13 protein-coding genes and 3 tRNA genes are annotated in these 15561 nt (G+C 72.3%); 8 read left to right on the forward strand and 8 right to left on the reverse strand.

The features are described 5' to 3' along the window. Positions 1-128: 128 nt before the first annotated feature. Positions 129-575, reverse strand: coding sequence for a carboxymuconolactone decarboxylase family protein (locus M1P99_RS03380; protein ID WP_304451216.1), 447 nt, complete (start codon positions 573-575; stop codon positions 129-131). A gap of 189 nt (positions 576-764) precedes the next feature. Here M1P99_RS03380 and M1P99_RS03385 point away from each other — a divergent pair, with 189 nt between their 5' ends. After that, complete coding sequence (locus M1P99_RS03385) at positions 765-2135, forward strand: MATE family efflux transporter (protein ID WP_304451217.1); 1371 nt, start codon at positions 765-767, stop codon at positions 2133-2135. 121 nt (positions 2136-2256) lie between these two features. Here the strand turns inward: M1P99_RS03385 and M1P99_RS03390 are convergent, their stop codons facing one another. Beyond that, complete coding sequence (locus M1P99_RS03390; protein ID WP_304451218.1) at positions 2257-2892, reverse strand: TetR/AcrR family transcriptional regulator; 636 nt, start codon at positions 2890-2892, stop codon at positions 2257-2259. Positions 2893-3100: 208 nt separating this feature from the next. Between M1P99_RS03390 and M1P99_RS03395 the strand changes: the two genes are divergently transcribed. After that, on the forward strand, positions 3101-4276 hold the full coding sequence (locus M1P99_RS03395; protein WP_304451219.1) for an acyl-CoA dehydrogenase family protein: 1176 nt from the start codon (positions 3101-3103) through the stop codon (positions 4274-4276). Between the two features lie 310 nt (positions 4277-4586). On the opposite strand, the gene M1P99_RS03400 is transcribed toward M1P99_RS03395, so the two are convergent. The 3 genes from M1P99_RS03400 to M1P99_RS03410 form a co-directional block, all read right to left on the reverse strand. Beyond that, the gene (locus M1P99_RS03400) at positions 4587-4961 is read right to left on the reverse strand and encodes an FKBP-type peptidyl-prolyl cis-trans isomerase (RefSeq protein ID WP_304451220.1); all 375 of its coding nucleotides are present in this window, start codon (positions 4959-4961) and stop codon (positions 4587-4589) included. Positions 4962-5051: 90 nt separating this feature from the next. After that, positions 5052-6236, reverse strand: coding sequence for a mannose-6-phosphate isomerase, class I (manA, locus tag M1P99_RS03405; RefSeq protein WP_304451221.1), 1185 nt, complete (start codon positions 6234-6236; stop codon positions 5052-5054). Positions 6237-6680: 444 nt separating this feature from the next. Then, positions 6681-7232: a TetR/AcrR family transcriptional regulator gene (locus M1P99_RS03410; protein WP_179827382.1), complete on the reverse strand. Its 552-nt coding sequence runs from the start codon at positions 7230-7232 to the stop codon at positions 6681-6683. A 173-nt stretch (positions 7233-7405) separates the two neighbouring features. Here M1P99_RS03410 and M1P99_RS03415 point away from each other — a divergent pair, with 173 nt between their 5' ends. After that, a complete protein-coding gene (locus M1P99_RS03415; RefSeq protein WP_304451222.1) occupies positions 7406-9115 on the forward strand; it encodes an MFS transporter in 1710 nt (569 codons plus the stop codon). Between the two features lie 58 nt (positions 9116-9173). Here the strand turns inward: M1P99_RS03415 and M1P99_RS03420 are convergent, their stop codons facing one another. After that, positions 9174-10367, reverse strand: coding sequence for a molybdopterin molybdotransferase MoeA (locus M1P99_RS03420; RefSeq protein ID WP_304451223.1), 1194 nt, complete (start codon positions 10365-10367; stop codon positions 9174-9176). Positions 10368-10563: 196 nt separating this feature from the next. On the opposite strand from M1P99_RS03420, the gene M1P99_RS03425 reads away from it, so the two are divergent. The 3 genes from M1P99_RS03425 (at position 10564) to M1P99_RS03435 (ending at position 10837) form a co-directional block, all read left to right on the forward strand. Further along, positions 10564-10636, forward strand: a tRNA-Gly gene (locus tag M1P99_RS03425). A 39-nt stretch (positions 10637-10675) separates the two neighbouring features. Next, positions 10676-10749, forward strand: a tRNA-Cys gene (locus M1P99_RS03430). Between the two features lie 11 nt (positions 10750-10760). After that, a tRNA-Val gene (locus tag M1P99_RS03435) sits at positions 10761-10837 on the forward strand. A gap of 248 nt (positions 10838-11085) precedes the next feature. Here the strand turns inward: M1P99_RS03435 and M1P99_RS03440 are convergent. Further along, positions 11086-11739: a response regulator transcription factor gene (locus tag M1P99_RS03440; protein WP_304451224.1), complete on the reverse strand. Its 654-nt coding sequence runs from the start codon at positions 11737-11739 to the stop codon at positions 11086-11088. After that, on the reverse strand, positions 11727-13001 hold the full coding sequence (locus tag M1P99_RS03445) for a sensor histidine kinase (protein WP_304451225.1): 1275 nt from the start codon (positions 12999-13001) through the stop codon (positions 11727-11729). Before M1P99_RS03445 ends, M1P99_RS03440 begins: the two co-directional genes overlap by 13 nt. 217 nt (positions 13002-13218) lie before the next feature. On the opposite strand from M1P99_RS03445, the gene M1P99_RS03450 reads away from it, so the two are divergent. Then, on the forward strand, positions 13219-13461 hold the full coding sequence (locus tag M1P99_RS03450) for a hypothetical protein (protein ID WP_304451226.1): 243 nt from the start codon (positions 13219-13221) through the stop codon (positions 13459-13461). 724 nt (positions 13462-14185) lie between these two features. Further along, on the forward strand, positions 14186-15544 hold the full coding sequence (locus M1P99_RS03455) for a serine hydrolase (RefSeq protein ID WP_304451227.1): 1359 nt from the start codon (positions 14186-14188) through the stop codon (positions 15542-15544). The last annotated feature ends 17 nt before the right edge of the window (positions 15545-15561 follow it).

Genomic DNA, 15561 nt, shown 5'->3' on the forward strand with positions numbered 1-15561 from the left:
TGTGGCCTGGAACACGGTCGACGCTAGCAGTCGGTCCCCCGCCCGTACGAGGCTTTCGGGGGGTTCCTCCCGGAAGGGGCCGCACCCGGCGGGGTGTGCACCGGAGCCCGGCGCACACCCCGCGGCTCTCAGCGCCGACGCGGGTGCAGGTGCGAGGTGACCGCGAGCCGGTTGTACAGGTTGATCATCGCGATGGCGGCCATCAGCGCGGCGAGCTTCTCCTCGTCGAAGTGCTCGGCGGCCTCCCAGTAGACCTCGTCGGAGACCCCGTGCTCGCCCATCCGGGTCATCTCGTCGGTGAGAGCGAGAGCGGCCCGCTCGGCGTCGGTGAAGATCCCCTCCGCCTCGACCCACGTCGGGACCAGGAAGAGGCGCTGCTGGGTCTCGCCCTCCTGCAGGGCCCGGCGCGTGTGCAGGTCCACGCAGAACGCGCAGCCGTTGAGGACGGAGGAGCGCAGCTTCACCAGTTCGAGCAGGATCGGTTCCAGGTGCCCGGCGATGATCTTGTCGATCTCGTCGAGCTTGCCGTAGACCTCCGGAACCTTCTTGGACCAGACCACCCGTGCGTCAGCCATGGACGGCGCCTCCTCCAGCCTCGTCGACCCGGCCGCGCGCGTGCGCGCGGCCCTCTGGCGCCGACGCTACCAACCATCCCCACGGCCGCCCGGCAGCGGTGCGTTAGCATGCCCGACGGAGGCAGCCCCCGACACCCAGGAGTCCCGCTTGTACCGGCCGAAGGAGCGCACGACGGTCGGGGGGAGCCGTTGACGGTCGTCCGCTCCACGCCCGCCACGGCACCGGAGGCCGTCGGGCGCCACACGGAGGCCCGACCCTCCCTCGCCCGGCTGACCGGCCGGATCGCGGGCAGGGCGCTCCCGCTGTACCTGTCCATGCTCGCCACCACGGCGGGGGGCATGGTCACCGCGGCGGTACTCGGGCGGACGGACACCGGTGACCTGGCGGCCCACGCCCTCATCATCTCCCTCGTCAACCCGTTGCTGATGGTGGCGCAGGGGTCCCTGCGCGGAGCCATGCCCTTCGTCGCCGAGAACGACCGCGACCCGGCCGCCCTCGCCGGCGTCGTGCGCGACGGCACCTGGCTCGCACTGTGCGTGGGGCTGCTCGGCGGCTCCCTGGTCGCCGCGATCCCCCTGTGGGCACCGCCCCTGGGCGTGGCCGCGCCCACCCTGGCCGCCCTCGGCCCCTCCCCGCTGCTCATGGGGGCGTTCGTGGCCGTGGCCTCGGTGCGCTCATCCGCGGACATCGTGCTCATCGGGCTCGGCCGCACCCGCACCGTCCTGGCGCTGAGCCTGGTCTCCACCGCGCTGACCGTCACACTCACGCCCGCCCTGGTCCTGGGCGCGGGCCCGTTCCCGGAGCTGGGCCTGTCCGGCGCGGGCGTCACGATGCTGTTCCAGGGCACCGTCGGTCTCGCCCTGGGCCTGTACGCGTCCCGCCGCCGCACGCTCCTGCGGGGCCACCGCGTCGGCTGGGGGCCGCCACGAAGGAGGGGCCTGTGGCGGATCGCCCGGGTCGGCCTGCCCAGCGGCGCGACCCTGATGATCAAGTTCGGGGCGATGAGCGTGCTGGCCCTGGCGGTCGCCCGGGTCGGTGCTCCGGAGGCCGCCGCGCACCAGCTGCTCGTGGTCGTGGCCACGTTCGCCTTCCTGCCGGCGTCGGCCGTCGGGCAGTCGCTGGTCCCCTTCGCCGCCAAGGCGGCCGCGCGGCGCGACCGGCCCGGCGTGCGCCGGGCGGTGCTGGCGGGGTACGCGGTGGCGGTTCCGGTCGTGGCGGGCGGCGCCGCGGTGCTCTGGACGACGGCCGTGCCGCTCATGGGACTGCTGACCTCCGATCCACGGGTGGGCGCCACCGCCGTGGCGCTGCTGCCCGTGCTGTGCGCGGTGGTCGTGGCCGACGCGCTGCAGGCGCTGCCGGGGATGGGGCTGTTGGGGATCAAGCGTCCCCGGCCGTCGATGTACGCGTTCGCGGTCTGTTACGGACTACTCGCGCTGTCGGCGCTCCCGCTGGCGCGGGCCGGCGGGCTGCCCCTGCTGTGGGGCGCCTACGCGACGGCGACGTGCGGCCTGGTCATCGCCCAGGTCACCGCGTTCCGGCTGCGCTCCGCGCGGGTGTGAGCCGAGTGGGCCCGTGTCCCGCCCTCGGGGCGGCGGGCCCGTGAGCGGTCGCGCTCCTGGACACCGGTGCACCGCCCACCGCACCCGGCCGGGCGAAGCCGCATCGGCCGGGGGCCGCTGATCAGGCGTGGGCGCGGAGTTCGTCGTAGACGCGGGTGAGCCCGTCCAGGAAGGCCGAGAGCGCGAGTTCGAAGCTGGCGTCGTCGATCTCGGTGGCGTGCTCGGCCAGACGGTGGGCCTGGGAGAGGTTCGGGTAGCGGTCGCGGTAGACGCGCACGTCGTCGTCGAAGCCGCGCGCGAACGAGTTGGTGGCCGCTCCGACCACCAGGTACTTGGTGGAGGCGCCGATCATGGTGGCGTACTTGGGCGGCCACCCGGCGTTGACCAGGCCGCCGTGCACGATGTCGGCCCGGCGCAGGGCCTCCTCCCGCCGCCCGGGACCGGAGGCGATCACCGGTACCAGGTTGGGGTGCTGCGCCAGGGCGTCGCGGTAGGAGCGCGCCCACTGGGCCAGGCCCTCGCGCCAGTTCCCGTTCTCGAAGCCGGACACGTCGATGCGGGTGGTGACGTCGTTTGCGATCTCGGTGAGCAGCTCCTCCTTGGTCCGGTAGTGGCTGTAGAGGGAGGCCGCCTGCACGTCGAGTTCCTGGGCGAGTTTGCGCATGGAGAGCCCTTCGAGCCCGTCCCTGTCGATGAGGGTCAGGGCCGCCTGGCGGATGGCGGGCTTGCTCAGGATCGGCGTCTTGGGTCGGGCCACGGAAGGATCCCCTTCTCCACTGTGGTGGACGCTCCGGGCTGTCCGGCGTCCGCGCTGATCATCGCATGCCGGTCCGCATCAGGGGCACTTCGGTCGCGCTCCCGGCGGCGCCGGGACACGAACGGGATTCGGCCCCCTCTTGCACCAGCGGCGGTGGACATCGTACGCTCGAGTAACCGAACAGTGTTAGGTTATTGGGGAGCAGGCCGTGATCGATTTCTCATTGAGCGAAGAGCAGCGCGCCGTCCGGGACTGGGTCCGGACCTTCGTGGAGCGGGAACTGATGCCGCTGGAGAACGAGGTGCTGCGCCGCGAGCGGGAGGGGCACCCCCCGGGGCTCAACGGCGACGAGCGCCGGAACCTGCAGGCCCTGGCCCGCAAGTCCGACTTCTGGGGCGTGGAGACGCCCACGGAGTACGGCGGCATGGGGCTGGACCCCATCACCGCGGCCATCATCGAGACCGAACTCGGCCGCACCTTCCTGACCTTCAAGTTCGGCGGCGAGGCCGACAACATCCTCTACTACGCCAACGAGGAGCAGAAGGAGCGCTACCTACTGCCCACCATCGCCGGTGAGCGCAGATCCTGCTTCGCCATCACCGAGCCGGGCGCCGGCTCCGACGCCAAGGCCATCCGCACCCGCGCGGTCCGCGACGGCGACGAGTGGGTCATCAACGGGGAGAAGACCTTCATCACCAGCGGTGAGGAGGCCGACTTCGCGATGGTCTTCGCCGTGACCGACCAGGACAAGGGCGCCAACGGCGGTGTGACCTGCTTCCTCGTCGACCGGGACATGGGCTGGACCTCCGAGCCGATCGACACCATGGGTGAGCGCCGCCCGGCGTCGCTGGTCTTCCAGGACGTCCGCGTGCCGCACGCCAACATCCTCGGTGAGGAGGGCCACGGCTTCACGCTGGCGATGAAGTGGATCGGCAAGGGCCGCTACCTGCTGCCCGCCCGCGCGCTGGGCGGCTGTGAGCGGCTGCTGGGCATGGCCATCGAGCACGCCAAGTCACGGCAGACCTTCGGCGCGCCGATCGCCGACCGCCAGGCCATCCAGTGGATGATCGCCGACTCCCAGATGGAGATCGAGGCGCTGCGCCTGCTGGTGCTGCACGCCGCCTGGCAGGTCGAGCAGGGCCGGGACTCCCGGCACGCGCAGTCCATCGCCAAGCTCTTCGGCGGTGTGAAGGCCAACGAGATCGTCGACCGGGTGATGCAGATCCACGGCGGCATGGGGTACACCCGCGAGCTGCCGATCGAGCGCTGGTACCGGGACCTGCGGCTGCTGCGCATCTTCGAGGGCACCGACGAGATCCAGCGCCGCACGATCGCCCGCGACCTGCTCAAGGGCCACGTGACGGTGGGCGCAACCCTCGGGTAGGAAGCGGGAGCAGGAAGGGGCCCGTGCCGTGTGTGGGAGCACGGCACGGGCCCTCCCGTCGCCCTCCACCGCCCGGGGAGCGCTTCGCGCGTGACGGGCTACCACCCTCAACCGACGCCTCCGGCGCAGCCCCGCCCTCCCGTCGCCCTCCACCGCCCCGGGGGCCGCTACGCGGCAGAGCGGGCCTACCACCCTCAACGGACGCCTCCGGCGCAGCCCCCTCCCGTCGCCCTCCACCGCCTGGAGAGCACTTCGCCCGCCGTCCCGCTCGAAGAGCGAGCGGGACGGCGGGCGACGAGCGGGGCCGGTGCTAGCTGACGCCGACCAGGTCCACGACGAACACCAGGGTCTCGCCCGGCTTGATGACGCCGCCGGCGCCGCGGTCGCCGTAGGCCAGGTGCGGCGGGATGACCAGCTTGCGGCGTCCGCCGACGCGCATCCCCATGACACCCTGGTCCCAGCCGCTGATGACCTGGCCGGAGCCCAGGCGGAAGCGGAGCGGCTCGCCGCGGTTCCAGCTGGCGTCGAACTCCTCGCCGGAGGAGTGGGCGACGCCCACGTAGTGCACCTCGACGGTGCTGCCGTGCCCGGCCTGCTCGCCCTCACCGACCTTCTCGTCGGTGACGACCAGGTCGGCGGGCGGCGGGCCGTCGATGAAGTCGATCTCGGGACGCTCGAGCGCCATGGTGCAACCCCTTGTCAGTGCTATGGGAACAGAGGGGCCCAGGCTATCTGCGTACGCACGCTCTCCGGTGCGGACGGGCCGGATCGGAGGCTAGGACTCTCCGACCGTGGCCGCGACCACGTGCCCGTGGCCCTCGACCTTGATCGGGCCACTCCCCGCCTGCACGAACACCGACTCCCCGCGCTGGAGGACGAGCCCCTCCCCCACCTCGGCGACCAGTTCCACCTGGCCGTGCAGGGCCAGCACCACCGACGGCCCCTCCCCGGGCAGGTGCGCGGTGATGCGCCCCGGGCCGATCTCGTGCAGCGCGAACTCGGGGGCCGAGGGCCGGAACTCCCGTCGGCCGTCCAGGAACGCGGGACGGGCGTAGGGGATCGGCAGGACGGCGAAGTCCACCACGTCCAACAGCTCGGGGGCGTCCACGTGCTTGGCGGTCAGGCCCGCCCGGAGCACGTTGTCGGAGCTGGCCATCACCTCGACCGCGGTCCCCTGGAGGTAGGCGTGCAGGTTGCCCGCGGGCAGGTACAGCGCCTGCCCCGGCCAGAGGGTGATCCGGTTCAGCAGCAGGGACGCGACGGCGCCGGGGTCGCCGGGATAGCGGTCGGCGAGGTCGACGACGATGTCGGTGTGCGCGCCCCGGGGCCCGGCGGAGGACCACTCCGCGACGAAGTCCCCGATCAGGCGGGCGCGGTCGGCGTCGGGCAGGGTGAGCAGCAGGGTGAGGGCCGCGCGCAGGGCGTCGTGGGTGTCGGGCAGGGCCAGACCCGCGCGGAGCCGGGCCGCGAGTTCGCAGGTCAGGCCACGCAGATCCGCCTGGGCCGCGGCCGGCTCGCGAAATCCGCACAGGGCCTCGAAGGGCTCGAGCGCGAGCAGGAGTTCGGGCTTGTGGTGGGGGTCGCGGTAGTTGCGGTGCGACGCGTCGACGGGGATCCCCCGGCGCTCCTCGGCGTCGAATCCCGCGCGGGCGCGGGCGGCGTCCGGATGCACCTGGAGGGAGAGCGGGGCCTCGGCGGCCAGGTACTTGAGCAGGAAGGGCAGCCGCGGGCCGTAGCGCTCGGCGGCGCTGCGCCCCAGGACCCGGTCCGGGTCGTCGGCGATCAGCCGGGGCAGGGACCGCGGCCCGTCCTCGCAGTGCGCGGTGCTCGGCGCGCCGTGGTGGGCGCCCAGCCACAGCTCGGCCTGGGGTGTGCCGTCCGGTTCCGTTCCCAGCAGCCTCGGGATGGCCGTGCGGGCACCCCAGGCGTACGGCCGTACCTGGTTGGTGAGCCTGTGCATCCGCCCCCCGCTTTCCCGTCTGCGCGTTCTCACCCCGCCGACGTCCCCGAGCGAGGTGGGAACAGTCTCGCGAACAGCTTCAGTCCTGATCGACACGGCACGCCCTACTCCTAGAGGTAGTGCACACTTCACCTCCTCGGTCGGGCCAGCACCCGACGACCGCGGGCCCTCGTCACGACCAAGAAGTTACTGGGAAGTAAATCACGATCCCCAACACGTGAAAAGCACCACATGGTCACCTTCCCTGGACCGCCCGCACACGACGGAGACCCCTGCGCACAGGTCTTCCGGGCCCTTCCGGGGCCACGGAAAACCAGTGGCCGCACCCCGGCCGCCGCGCGTACCGTTTCCTGGTCGTGATCTTTCCCCGGGACGGCGGGCGGACACCTGCGCCGCCGCCCCGCGGGACCGGTCGGCGCCCGGACCGGTGGCGCGGACGACGCGTCAGCGCGGCCGGCGGACCTTGTCCGAGGCCTCGACGAGGCGGTCGAAGACGTCCTGGGTGAGCTGGGGGTCGGGTTGGGGAAGCCCGGCGATGGCCGCCATGTACAGGCCGTCCCCGGCCCGCAGGATGATCTCGGCGAGCACGGGGTCGGTGAGCTCCTCGTGCAGCAGCTCGCCCCACCGGGTGAACAGGTACCGCACGAGCTCGGCGGCCTCCTCCGGCATGTCCTCCTTGCTGCGCAGGGCGGCGATGACCGACCAGTAGAGCTCGCGCTCCTCCGCGCTGCGGGGCAGCGAGGTGCGCAGGAAGACGCGGACGACGCCCTCGCCGCTCTCCACCGCCTCGCGGAACTCCTCCTCGGCCAGGGCGGAGAGCCGCTCGATGAGGCCGGTGATCAGGGCCGCCTTGGACGGGAAGTGGTAGAGCAGCCCGCCCTTGGAGACCGAGGCCGCGCGGGCCACCGCCTCCAGGGTCACCCCGGAGTGGCCCTCGTCGATGAGGATGTCCTGGAGCGCGTCGAGGATGCGGTCGCGTGTGGTGGAAACGTTCACGATTGACACTGTACCGGCCGGACGGTACTGTACCGTCTGGACGGTTCACAATGGCCGGAGATCCATCTCCCGTACCGTCCCCCGCCAGGACCGGAGCCCGCGGCCTCCCGCCCCGGCGGCCGGCGCACCCGGAACCGGGCGCCGCCCCACCAGCGACACGCAAACGAGGAATGATGAGCACCGCCAAGGCCGGGCACGGCACCACCGACGCGCGCGGCGCCCAGGGCGCCGGACCGGCCCTCGCCGGACCGCGCGAGTGGGCCGCGCTCGCCGTCCTGGTCCTTCCCGTCGTCCTGATCTCGGTCGACATGACCGTGCTCGGGTTCGCCGTCCCCGAACTGAGCGAGGAACTGCGGCCCACCTCCGGACAGCTGCTGTGGATCATCGACATCTACGGCTTCGTCCTGGCCGGACTGCTGGTCACCATGGGCTCGCTCGGTGACCGCGTCGGCCGCCGACGACTGCTCATGGCGGGCTCGGCGGCCTTCGGCGCGGCCTCCCTGCTCGCCGCCCTCGCGCCCACGCCCGAGGTGCTCATCGTCGCCCGCGCCATGCTCGGTGTGGCGGGCGCGTCACTGATGCCCTCCACCCTGTCCCTGCTGCGCAACATGTTTCTGGACGCGCGCCAGCGGCTGCTGGCCATCGCCATCTGGGCGTCCGGCTTCTCCGCCGGGGCCGCCCTCGGCCCGATCCTGGGCGGCTGGCTCCTGGAGCACTTCTTCTGGGGATCGGTCTTCCTGATCAACCTGCCGGTGATGGCGCTGATCCTGGTCCTGGTCCCGCTGCTGGTACGCGAGTCGCGCGACCCGTCGCCGGGCCGGCTGGACGTGCCCAGCGTGGCGCTGTCGCTGGGCGCGATGCTGCCCTCCGTGTACGGCGTCAAGAAGCTGGCCACCGAGGGGCCGACCCTGGTCCCGCTCGCGGCGCTGGTGCTGGGTCTGGTGCTGGGATACGTGTTCGTGCGTCGGCAGACGACGCTGGCCGACCCGCTGATCGACGTGGACCTGTTCCGGTCCCGCGTGTTCAGCGTGGCGGTCGCCACCAACCTGATGATCGTGTTCTCGCTGGTGTCGTCGCTGTTCTTCCTGACGCAGTACCTGCAGCTGGTCCTGGGCATGTCGCCGATGCACGCCGGGTACGTCCTGGTGCCGGGGCTGGTCCTGTCCGTGCTGACCAGTTTCGTGGCCGTGCGGGTCGCCCGCAGGCTGAGCCTGGCCGCGGTCATCGCCTCGGCGCTGGTGGTCACCGCGTCCGGCTTCGCCGTGCTGGTGCTCACCTCGGCCGACGACGCCACCACGGGTGTGGTGCTGGTGGCGCTGGGCTTCGCGCTCATCGCCGCCGGGGCCGGGTTCGCCGAGACGCTGACCAACGGCGCGATCATGAGCGCCGCCCCGCCCCGGCGCGCCGGGGCCGCCTCGGCGATCTCCGAGACCGCCTACGAACTGGGCGGGGCCCTGGGCGTCGCGGTCCTCGGCAGCGTGCTGACCGCCTACTACCGGGCGAACCTGACCGGGGTCGAGGGCGTGCCCGCGGGTGCGACCGACACCGCTCGGGAGACCCTGGGGGGTGCGGCCGACGCCGCAGCCGGGCTGAGCGGGTCCGCCGGGGCCGAACTGATGACGGCCGCGCAGAACGCGTTCACCAGCGGCATGCACCTCACCAGCGGGATCGCCGTGGTGATCGTGCTGGCGGCCGCGGTCCAGGCGTGGCTGCTGCTGCGCGGCCACGGCAACCCGGCCGTGGCGTCCGAACCCACGGCGTCGCAGGCCGAAGGGTCCACGGCCGCGGAACCCGGGGCCGCGGTGCCGGCACCCGCGGCCGACGGCACCGGGGAACCCGCCGGGGAGGGTGCCGCGCCGACGGGCCCGACCAGGAACGGGTGAGCCGTCCGACCGGCTCGACGGCGGCCCCGGGGACTCCCCGGGGCCGCCGCGCGTGCGTTCAGGGCAGGAGCAGCAGTTCGACGGGGGCACCGTCCCACCGGGGCGGGACCACCGCGTAGGCGTCGGCCAGGGCCGCGCCCCGCAGGCTGCCGGGGCGGTCGTGGCCGACCGCCCGCGCGCGTCCCCCGGCCAGGCGTACCGGCAGCAGGCGGGTGTCGCTCGCATGCGCGGCGACGTCGCCGTCCAGCGCGACCGCGCCCGCCGACCGCGTCGGGTCCCGGCGGCCCGCGAGGGCGCTGACCAGGGGCACCAGCAGAGTCAGGATCGCGACCAGCGCGGCGCCCGGGTTCCCGGGCAGGCCCACCACTGCGGTGCCGCCCCGGCGCGCCAGGACCTGGGGGTGCCCGGGACGGCAGGCGACTCCGTCCACCACGGTGTCCGCGCCGACCTGTTCCAGCACCGCGCGCAGATGGTCGGCGGGTCCCTTGGACGAGGAACCGCACACCACGACCACGTCCGCCCCGCCGGCGGAGACCGCCTCCGCCAGCGCCGCGCGGTCGTCGCCCAGATGGCGCTCCTCACACAGTTCGGCGCCGGCCCAGCCGAGGAACCCGGGCACCAGGGGGCCGATGGCGTCGCGCACCCGCCCCTCGCCCGGCAGGCCTGAGGTGGTCAGCTCGTCGCCGGTCACCAGGACCGACACCCGTGGCAGGAGCACGGGAAGGGTGTCGTGGCCCAGCCCGGCGGCCAGGCCGAGCACGGCGGGCGTCACCCGGGCGCCACGCGTGAGGACGGTCTCCCCGGGGCCGGTCTCCTCCCCCGCCCAGCGCACGTGCCGGCCGCGCTCGATCTCGCCCCCGACGACGCCGCCGTCCAGCGCGGCGCGCTCGTAGGGCAGGACGCTCTCCGTGCCCTTGGGTACCCGCGCGCCGGTCGCGATCTCCACGGCCTCCCCCGGCCGCAGGGCCTCACGGGTGCTCGGCGCTCCGGCGAGCTGCCTGCCGACCAGCCGCCAGGGCCCGGGCCCGGCCACCGCGTAGCCGTCCATGGCGGAGGCGTCGAAGGCGGGCAGGCCGACCAGTGCGGTGACGTCGGCCCCGAGGACACCGCCCAGGGCCCGGCCCAGCGGCAGGTCACGGGGGGCCGGTGCGAGCTCCGCGCCGAGCCGCCCGGCGGCCTCGCGGGCCCGCGGCCACTCCCTGTGCGCGCCGGGCGGATCCCCGGCCCGGGAGGCGTGGTCGCTACAGCTCATGCGGTCTCCCCGTCGTGCGCGTGCTCCCATTGTCCACCAGGGCGCCCGTCCGCGGAGGAGGCGGGCGCCCGGAATGCTCCGCGGCACCCGCGCACCGGTCGCTTCCAGCGCCGATTTGCCGTCTGCGGACTTTCCGCTAGAGTTCTTATCAGCAGCACGGCGGGGGCAACGGAAACGGGGCCCGGCCAGGCAGCAAGCGGACGTGGCTCAGCTGGTAGAGCATCACCTTGCCAAGGTGAGGGTCGCGGGTTCGAATCCCGTCGTCCGCTCGGAGAAGGCGGGAGTGAGCAGTCACTCCACGTGCACTCGGTGGAGTGGCCGAGAGGCGAGGCAGCGGCCTGCAAAGCCGTCTACACGGGTTCAAATCCCGTCTCCACCTCCAACGCTTCACGCGGGCGATTAGCTCAGTTGGTTAGAGCGCTACCTCGACACGGTAGAGGTCACAGGTTCGAGTCCTGTATCGCCCACCACGTTTGGCCAGTTCAGGGCATGGACCGGAGAGATCCGGGACATGCCCTTCGCTGTGTCCGGCCACCGGTCGACCGCGGCGGGCGCCGCACGGTGAGCGGCCGGACCGCGGCGGCCGAACGGCCTTTGTGGCCCGGCTGCCCTCAGGAGGACGCGGCGACGGCCGGTGACGCGGAGTCGGATGGGTTCGGTCGGTCCGTCGCGCCCGGAGTGCGCACACGGGCCGGCCACCACCGGGCGCGGGCCGGCCTCAGCGGGCCGTGGCGTTCAGGTAGCGCAGGACCGCGGCCACCCGCCGGTCCGACCGGTCGTCCGGGGCCAGGCCGAGCTTGCCGAAGATGCTGCGGATGTGCTTGTGCACCGCGCCGTCCGTGACGGTCATCCGCTCGGCGATCGCCCCGTTGCCGAGCCCTTCGGCCATGAGGGCGAGGACGTCGCGCTCGCGGCGGCTGAGCCGGGACAGCGCGTCGTCGGTGCGCTTGTGGGCGAACAGCTGGGCGACCACCTCCGAGTCGATGGCGGTCTGTCCGTCCGCGACCCGGCGCAGGGTGTCGACGAACCGCTCGACCCGGCCCACCCGCTCCTTGAGCAGGTAGCCGATCCCCGACGTCCCGGTCTCCATGAGCTCGGTGGCGAACGACTGCTCGACGTAGGCGGACAGGACCAGGACCGGCAGCCCCTCACGGATCTCCCTGGCGCGCACCGCCGCCCGGATGCCCTCGTCGGTGTGGGTGGGGGGCATCCGCACGTCGATGATGGCGAGGTCGGGCTCCTGGTCGGCCACGGCCCGGAGCAGGGCGTCGGCCTCCCCGACGGCCGCGGCGATCTCGAAGCCCTCGTCCCGGAGCAGAGCGGCCATCCCCTCGCGGAGCAGGGCGTCGTCCTCGGCGATCACGATGCGCACGGCAGCTCCACCCGGATCCGTGTCGGCCCGCCCACCGGACTGTCCACAGCGAAGGTGCCGTCGTGCGCCTCGACCCGGCGCCGGATGCCCGACATTCCGGTCCCCCCGCTCTCGGTGGCACCGCCTCCGCCGTCGTCGTGGATGTGGACGTACAAGGTGTCCCCTTCTCTGTCGATCCGGATGCCGGCGCGCCCGGCCCCGCTGTGCCGGGTGATGTTGGTCACCGCCTCGGCCACGGCGAAGTAGGCCGTCGCCTCGATGGACGAGGCGACGGAGCCGAGGTCTCCGGCCTCGACCGTGCAGGGGACCGAGCAGCCCGCGGCGAGCGCGCTGAGCGCCCCCTCCAGGTCGTGGGTCTCCAGCACCGGGGGGAGGATGCCGCGTACGAGCCCGCGCAGTTCGGCCAGCGCGTCCTCCGCCGCGGTCTGCGCGCGCTCCAGGGCCGAGTCGGCCCGGGCCGGGTCCGTCTGCAGCATCCGGCGCGCGGATCCGAGCTGGATGATGACCGAGACCAGGCGGCTCTGCGCACCGTCGTGCAGCGAGCGTTCGATCCTGCGCAGTTCGGAGGTGTGCGACCGCAGGGCGGCGGCCCTCGTGACCGTGAGTTCGGCGATCCGCTCGTTGAGGACGATCCGGGAGTGCGGCCCCAGCAGGCGGCGGCCCGGCCACGACTGGAGCCAGGCCAGACCCGGCTCGAACCCGAACATGATCGCCCCCCAGGCGACCCCCATCAGACCCACGGCCAGGGCCGTGTACCAGTCGTGGACCGGGACGCCGATCGAGGCCCCGGCCGTGTCCGGCGGCAGCAGCCACCACCACAGGGGAAAGGTGCTGTCCCTGACCGCGATCACCGGGAGCAGGACTCCCAGGAGCCCCGTGACGAGTCCCAGCGTGGAGTGGCAGGCCAGCCATGCGAGGTCGCGTCTGACCCGCACGTCCCTGACGAGTGAGACGAGTGCCGCCACGGCGGTGCGCGGTCCGTCGTCCCCGCCCGGGGACGGCACCGGCGGCCCCCACCGCGTGAGGCGGTGGCGTTCGCGGTCGGCGACCGCCCGGACCACCCGCAGGGCGGCGGGGAGGAAGAGCAGGCCGATGCCGAGGAGACAGGTGAGGAGGACGACGGTGAGGGCGGTGAGGGCGAACAGCGCCATCAGGGCGGTGACCAGTCCGCCGGCGAGGCGCTCCAGGCTCAGGAACACGGCGTTGACCCCGGTCACCACGAGTTCCCGCAGTGGCTTGGCGTCGTTGTCCTTGGGGGGCATGTCCACTTCCTGGCCGGCTCCGACTCGGCGAAACCCTACCGGCACGGGGGCTCGGCGGAGCGGGCGGCCCGAAAGAGTACAGCCTGCTGTACCAGTGCTGTTCAGCGTGCGGGATGGCTCCCCGAGGCCGGCGCTCCTAGGGTCGTGAGTGTCCCGACGAGGACGTCCCGACCGTACCCCCACCGGACCGCAGGCTCCGATTCCCAGGAGATGGCAGATGAGCGACCCCTACCGCTTCGCGCAGAGCCCAGGCGACGCCGGAGGGCGTCGCGACGACGCTCCGGCAGGGGGCCGGTTCGCGGTGAGGGCCGTACTGTGGCTGCTGATCCTCCTCGGCGCCACGGCCAACGCGGTCACGTCCTTCGGCGGCTTCCATCCGCTGATCAGTGTGGGTTTCGGACTGTTGACGGTCCTGTGCATCGTCCTTCTCGTCGTGCACCACGTGCGCCACCGCAAGTAGGACGGCGAGGCGCGTACCGTATTAAGTACATCCTTTTATCTTCACTACTCCGCCCGTATATCGGGCGGATTTTTTTGTGTCTTCACCAACGGTTGGCCAATACAGGCCACATCCTGCGGTAAACCCTCACCCTACTCTCATGAAACCTTTCACAGAGTAACGAACCCGGGGCGACACAAGGACAGGGCGCCGATCTCCGCAACGCCCTGACCCTCCATTATGGCACTCTCGGACAGTATCCGGAGCACGGAATACCACGCGACCATGGATGCGCTCCCAAACCTGGATCCGAAACGAGCCCCCGAACCGGAGACCGAGCGGCATCGACCTGTGGCCGCACCGGCAGAGCCCCCCGGCCATCCACACGTCATCGCAGGCCAGGACGCTGCCTGGATTCACATGCGCAACGTGAGTCACACAGGCATCCCTTTATCAACCATTTCTCCAGCGCCACGTTAAGCACGACTTCGACTTTTGCGCGTGAGGTCGAGCACGCCGAGCTTCGGCGCTCGGAGACACACATCGAAGCGCGACGAGCGCCATCACACCGGCATTATCCGAATTTGATTCGGAGCTCGCGAACTGTGCAGTGAGGCGCCAACCGCATCCCTTGACGCGTGCCCGGGGTATGGGGAAGTATCTGTCCGCCGGTATCGCTGACTACACCCCCTGCGACAAACATCCCGAGGTAAACACTCATTCGTAAAACACGACGGGAGATGACGTGATCGAAAACGTTTCGCGACTGTTCGAGGACCTGGCCCGAGATTGCCTGTCCCCCGGGGCCCAGCTGTCCATCTACAAGGACGGTGAGCTGCACGAGTTCACCACGGGAGTCGAGCGGGCCGGCACCGAGCGCCCCGTCACCCCCCGTTCGCGCTTCGCCTACGGATCGGTCTCCAAGATCTTCACCGCCGCCCTGGTCATGCAGCTGGCCGAGGACGAGGAGATCGACCTCGACACTCCCGTGAGCGAGTACCTCCCCGCCCGCCGGCCCGCCGCGGGGCGCCCGGCCGGTGCGGTGACCGCGCGCCAGCTCCTCAGCCACACCGCAGGCCTGGTCTCCGACCACGACGAGGGCCCGCTCCGCTCCGCGTCCCTGCACCGCCAGGCCGCCTCCCTGCTCGAACAAGGCCCGGTCGGCACCCCCGGCACCGCCTTCTCCTACTCCAACAGCGCCTACTCCCTGGCCGCCTACCTGGTCGAGGCCGTCACCGGACAGGACTGGTGGGAGACGCTGGAATCGCATCTGGTCCTGCCCTCCGGACTGGATCTGGCCTTCGTGCACGACGCGCGCGACCCCGACGCCGTCCCGGCGACCGTCAGCGGACACACCGTCGACCTCCCCTCTCGGACGGTCACGCCGGTGGACTTCTACGTCGAGCCCGCGCTGGCCCCGGCGGGCGGCCTGGCCGGAAGCGCCACCGACCTGGTCAACTTCGGCCGCGCCTTCATGACCTCAGACGACGCGGCGCTGGACATCGACATCGCCGACCCGCGGACGCTGCACGAGATGGGGCGTTCCGTCCCCGCCGCCGACCCGTTCGGGCTGGCCGACGGCTGGGGCGCGGGCTGGGCCCTGCACCTGGCCGGCGACCGGCTCTGGTACGGCCACGACGGCACGCTCGACGGCGGTACCTGCAACGTCCGGGTGGACCCCGACGGACGCACGGCCCTGGCCCTGACCACCAACGGCACGTCCGGCCTGCGCTTCTGGGAGGAGCTGGTCACCGGTCTGCGCGAGCTGGGCCTGGACGTGGGCCACTACCGGCAGCCGACGCCCCGTAACCGATCGGCGGCCCCCGCTGAGGCGATCACCGGCCGCTACGTCAACGGCGACCTGGCGGTGGACGTCACCCGGCTCGGCTCCGACGAGTTCTGGTTCAGCCTGCCCAACGGCTTCTCCGGACCGATGACGACCACCTCCGACCTGCACTTCTCCGTTTCCATGGACGATGCCGGCGGCATGTCGTTCAGCGGCCGGTTCCTGCGCGACCCGCATGAGCCCGACTCGATCGCGTCGATGCAGTACAACGGCCGGGCCCTGCGCCGGACCCCGCTGCCGGTCCGTTCCCGCGCCTGACGCCGCGCCCTGGCGCC

It is taken from the genome of Nocardiopsis sp. YSL2, from assembly GCF_030555055.1.
Lineage (GTDB): Bacteria > Actinomycetota > Actinomycetes > Streptosporangiales > Streptosporangiaceae > Nocardiopsis.

Coding starts and splice junctions, on each gene's coding strand:
- M1P99_RS03380 (WP_304451216.1), bottom strand. CDS start 575: ATGGCTGACGCACGGGTGGTCTGGTCCAAGAAGGTTCCGGAGGTCTAC.
- M1P99_RS03400 (WP_304451220.1), bottom strand. CDS start 4,961: ATGGCGCTCGAGCGTCCCGAGATCGACTTCATCGACGGCCCGCCGCCC.
- manA (WP_304451221.1), bottom strand. CDS start 6,236: ATGCACAGGCTCACCAACCAGGTACGGCCGTACGCCTGGGGTGCCCGC.
- M1P99_RS03415 (WP_304451222.1), top strand. CDS start 7,406: ATGAGCACCGCCAAGGCCGGGCACGGCACCACCGACGCGCGCGGCGCC.
- M1P99_RS03420 (WP_304451223.1), bottom strand. CDS start 10,367: ATGAGCTGTAGCGACCACGCCTCCCGGGCCGGGGATCCGCCCGGCGCG.
- M1P99_RS03445 (WP_304451225.1), bottom strand. CDS start 13,001: ATGCCCCCCAAGGACAACGACGCCAAGCCACTGCGGGAACTCGTGGTG.
- M1P99_RS03450 (WP_304451226.1), top strand. CDS start 13,219: ATGAGCGACCCCTACCGCTTCGCGCAGAGCCCAGGCGACGCCGGAGGG.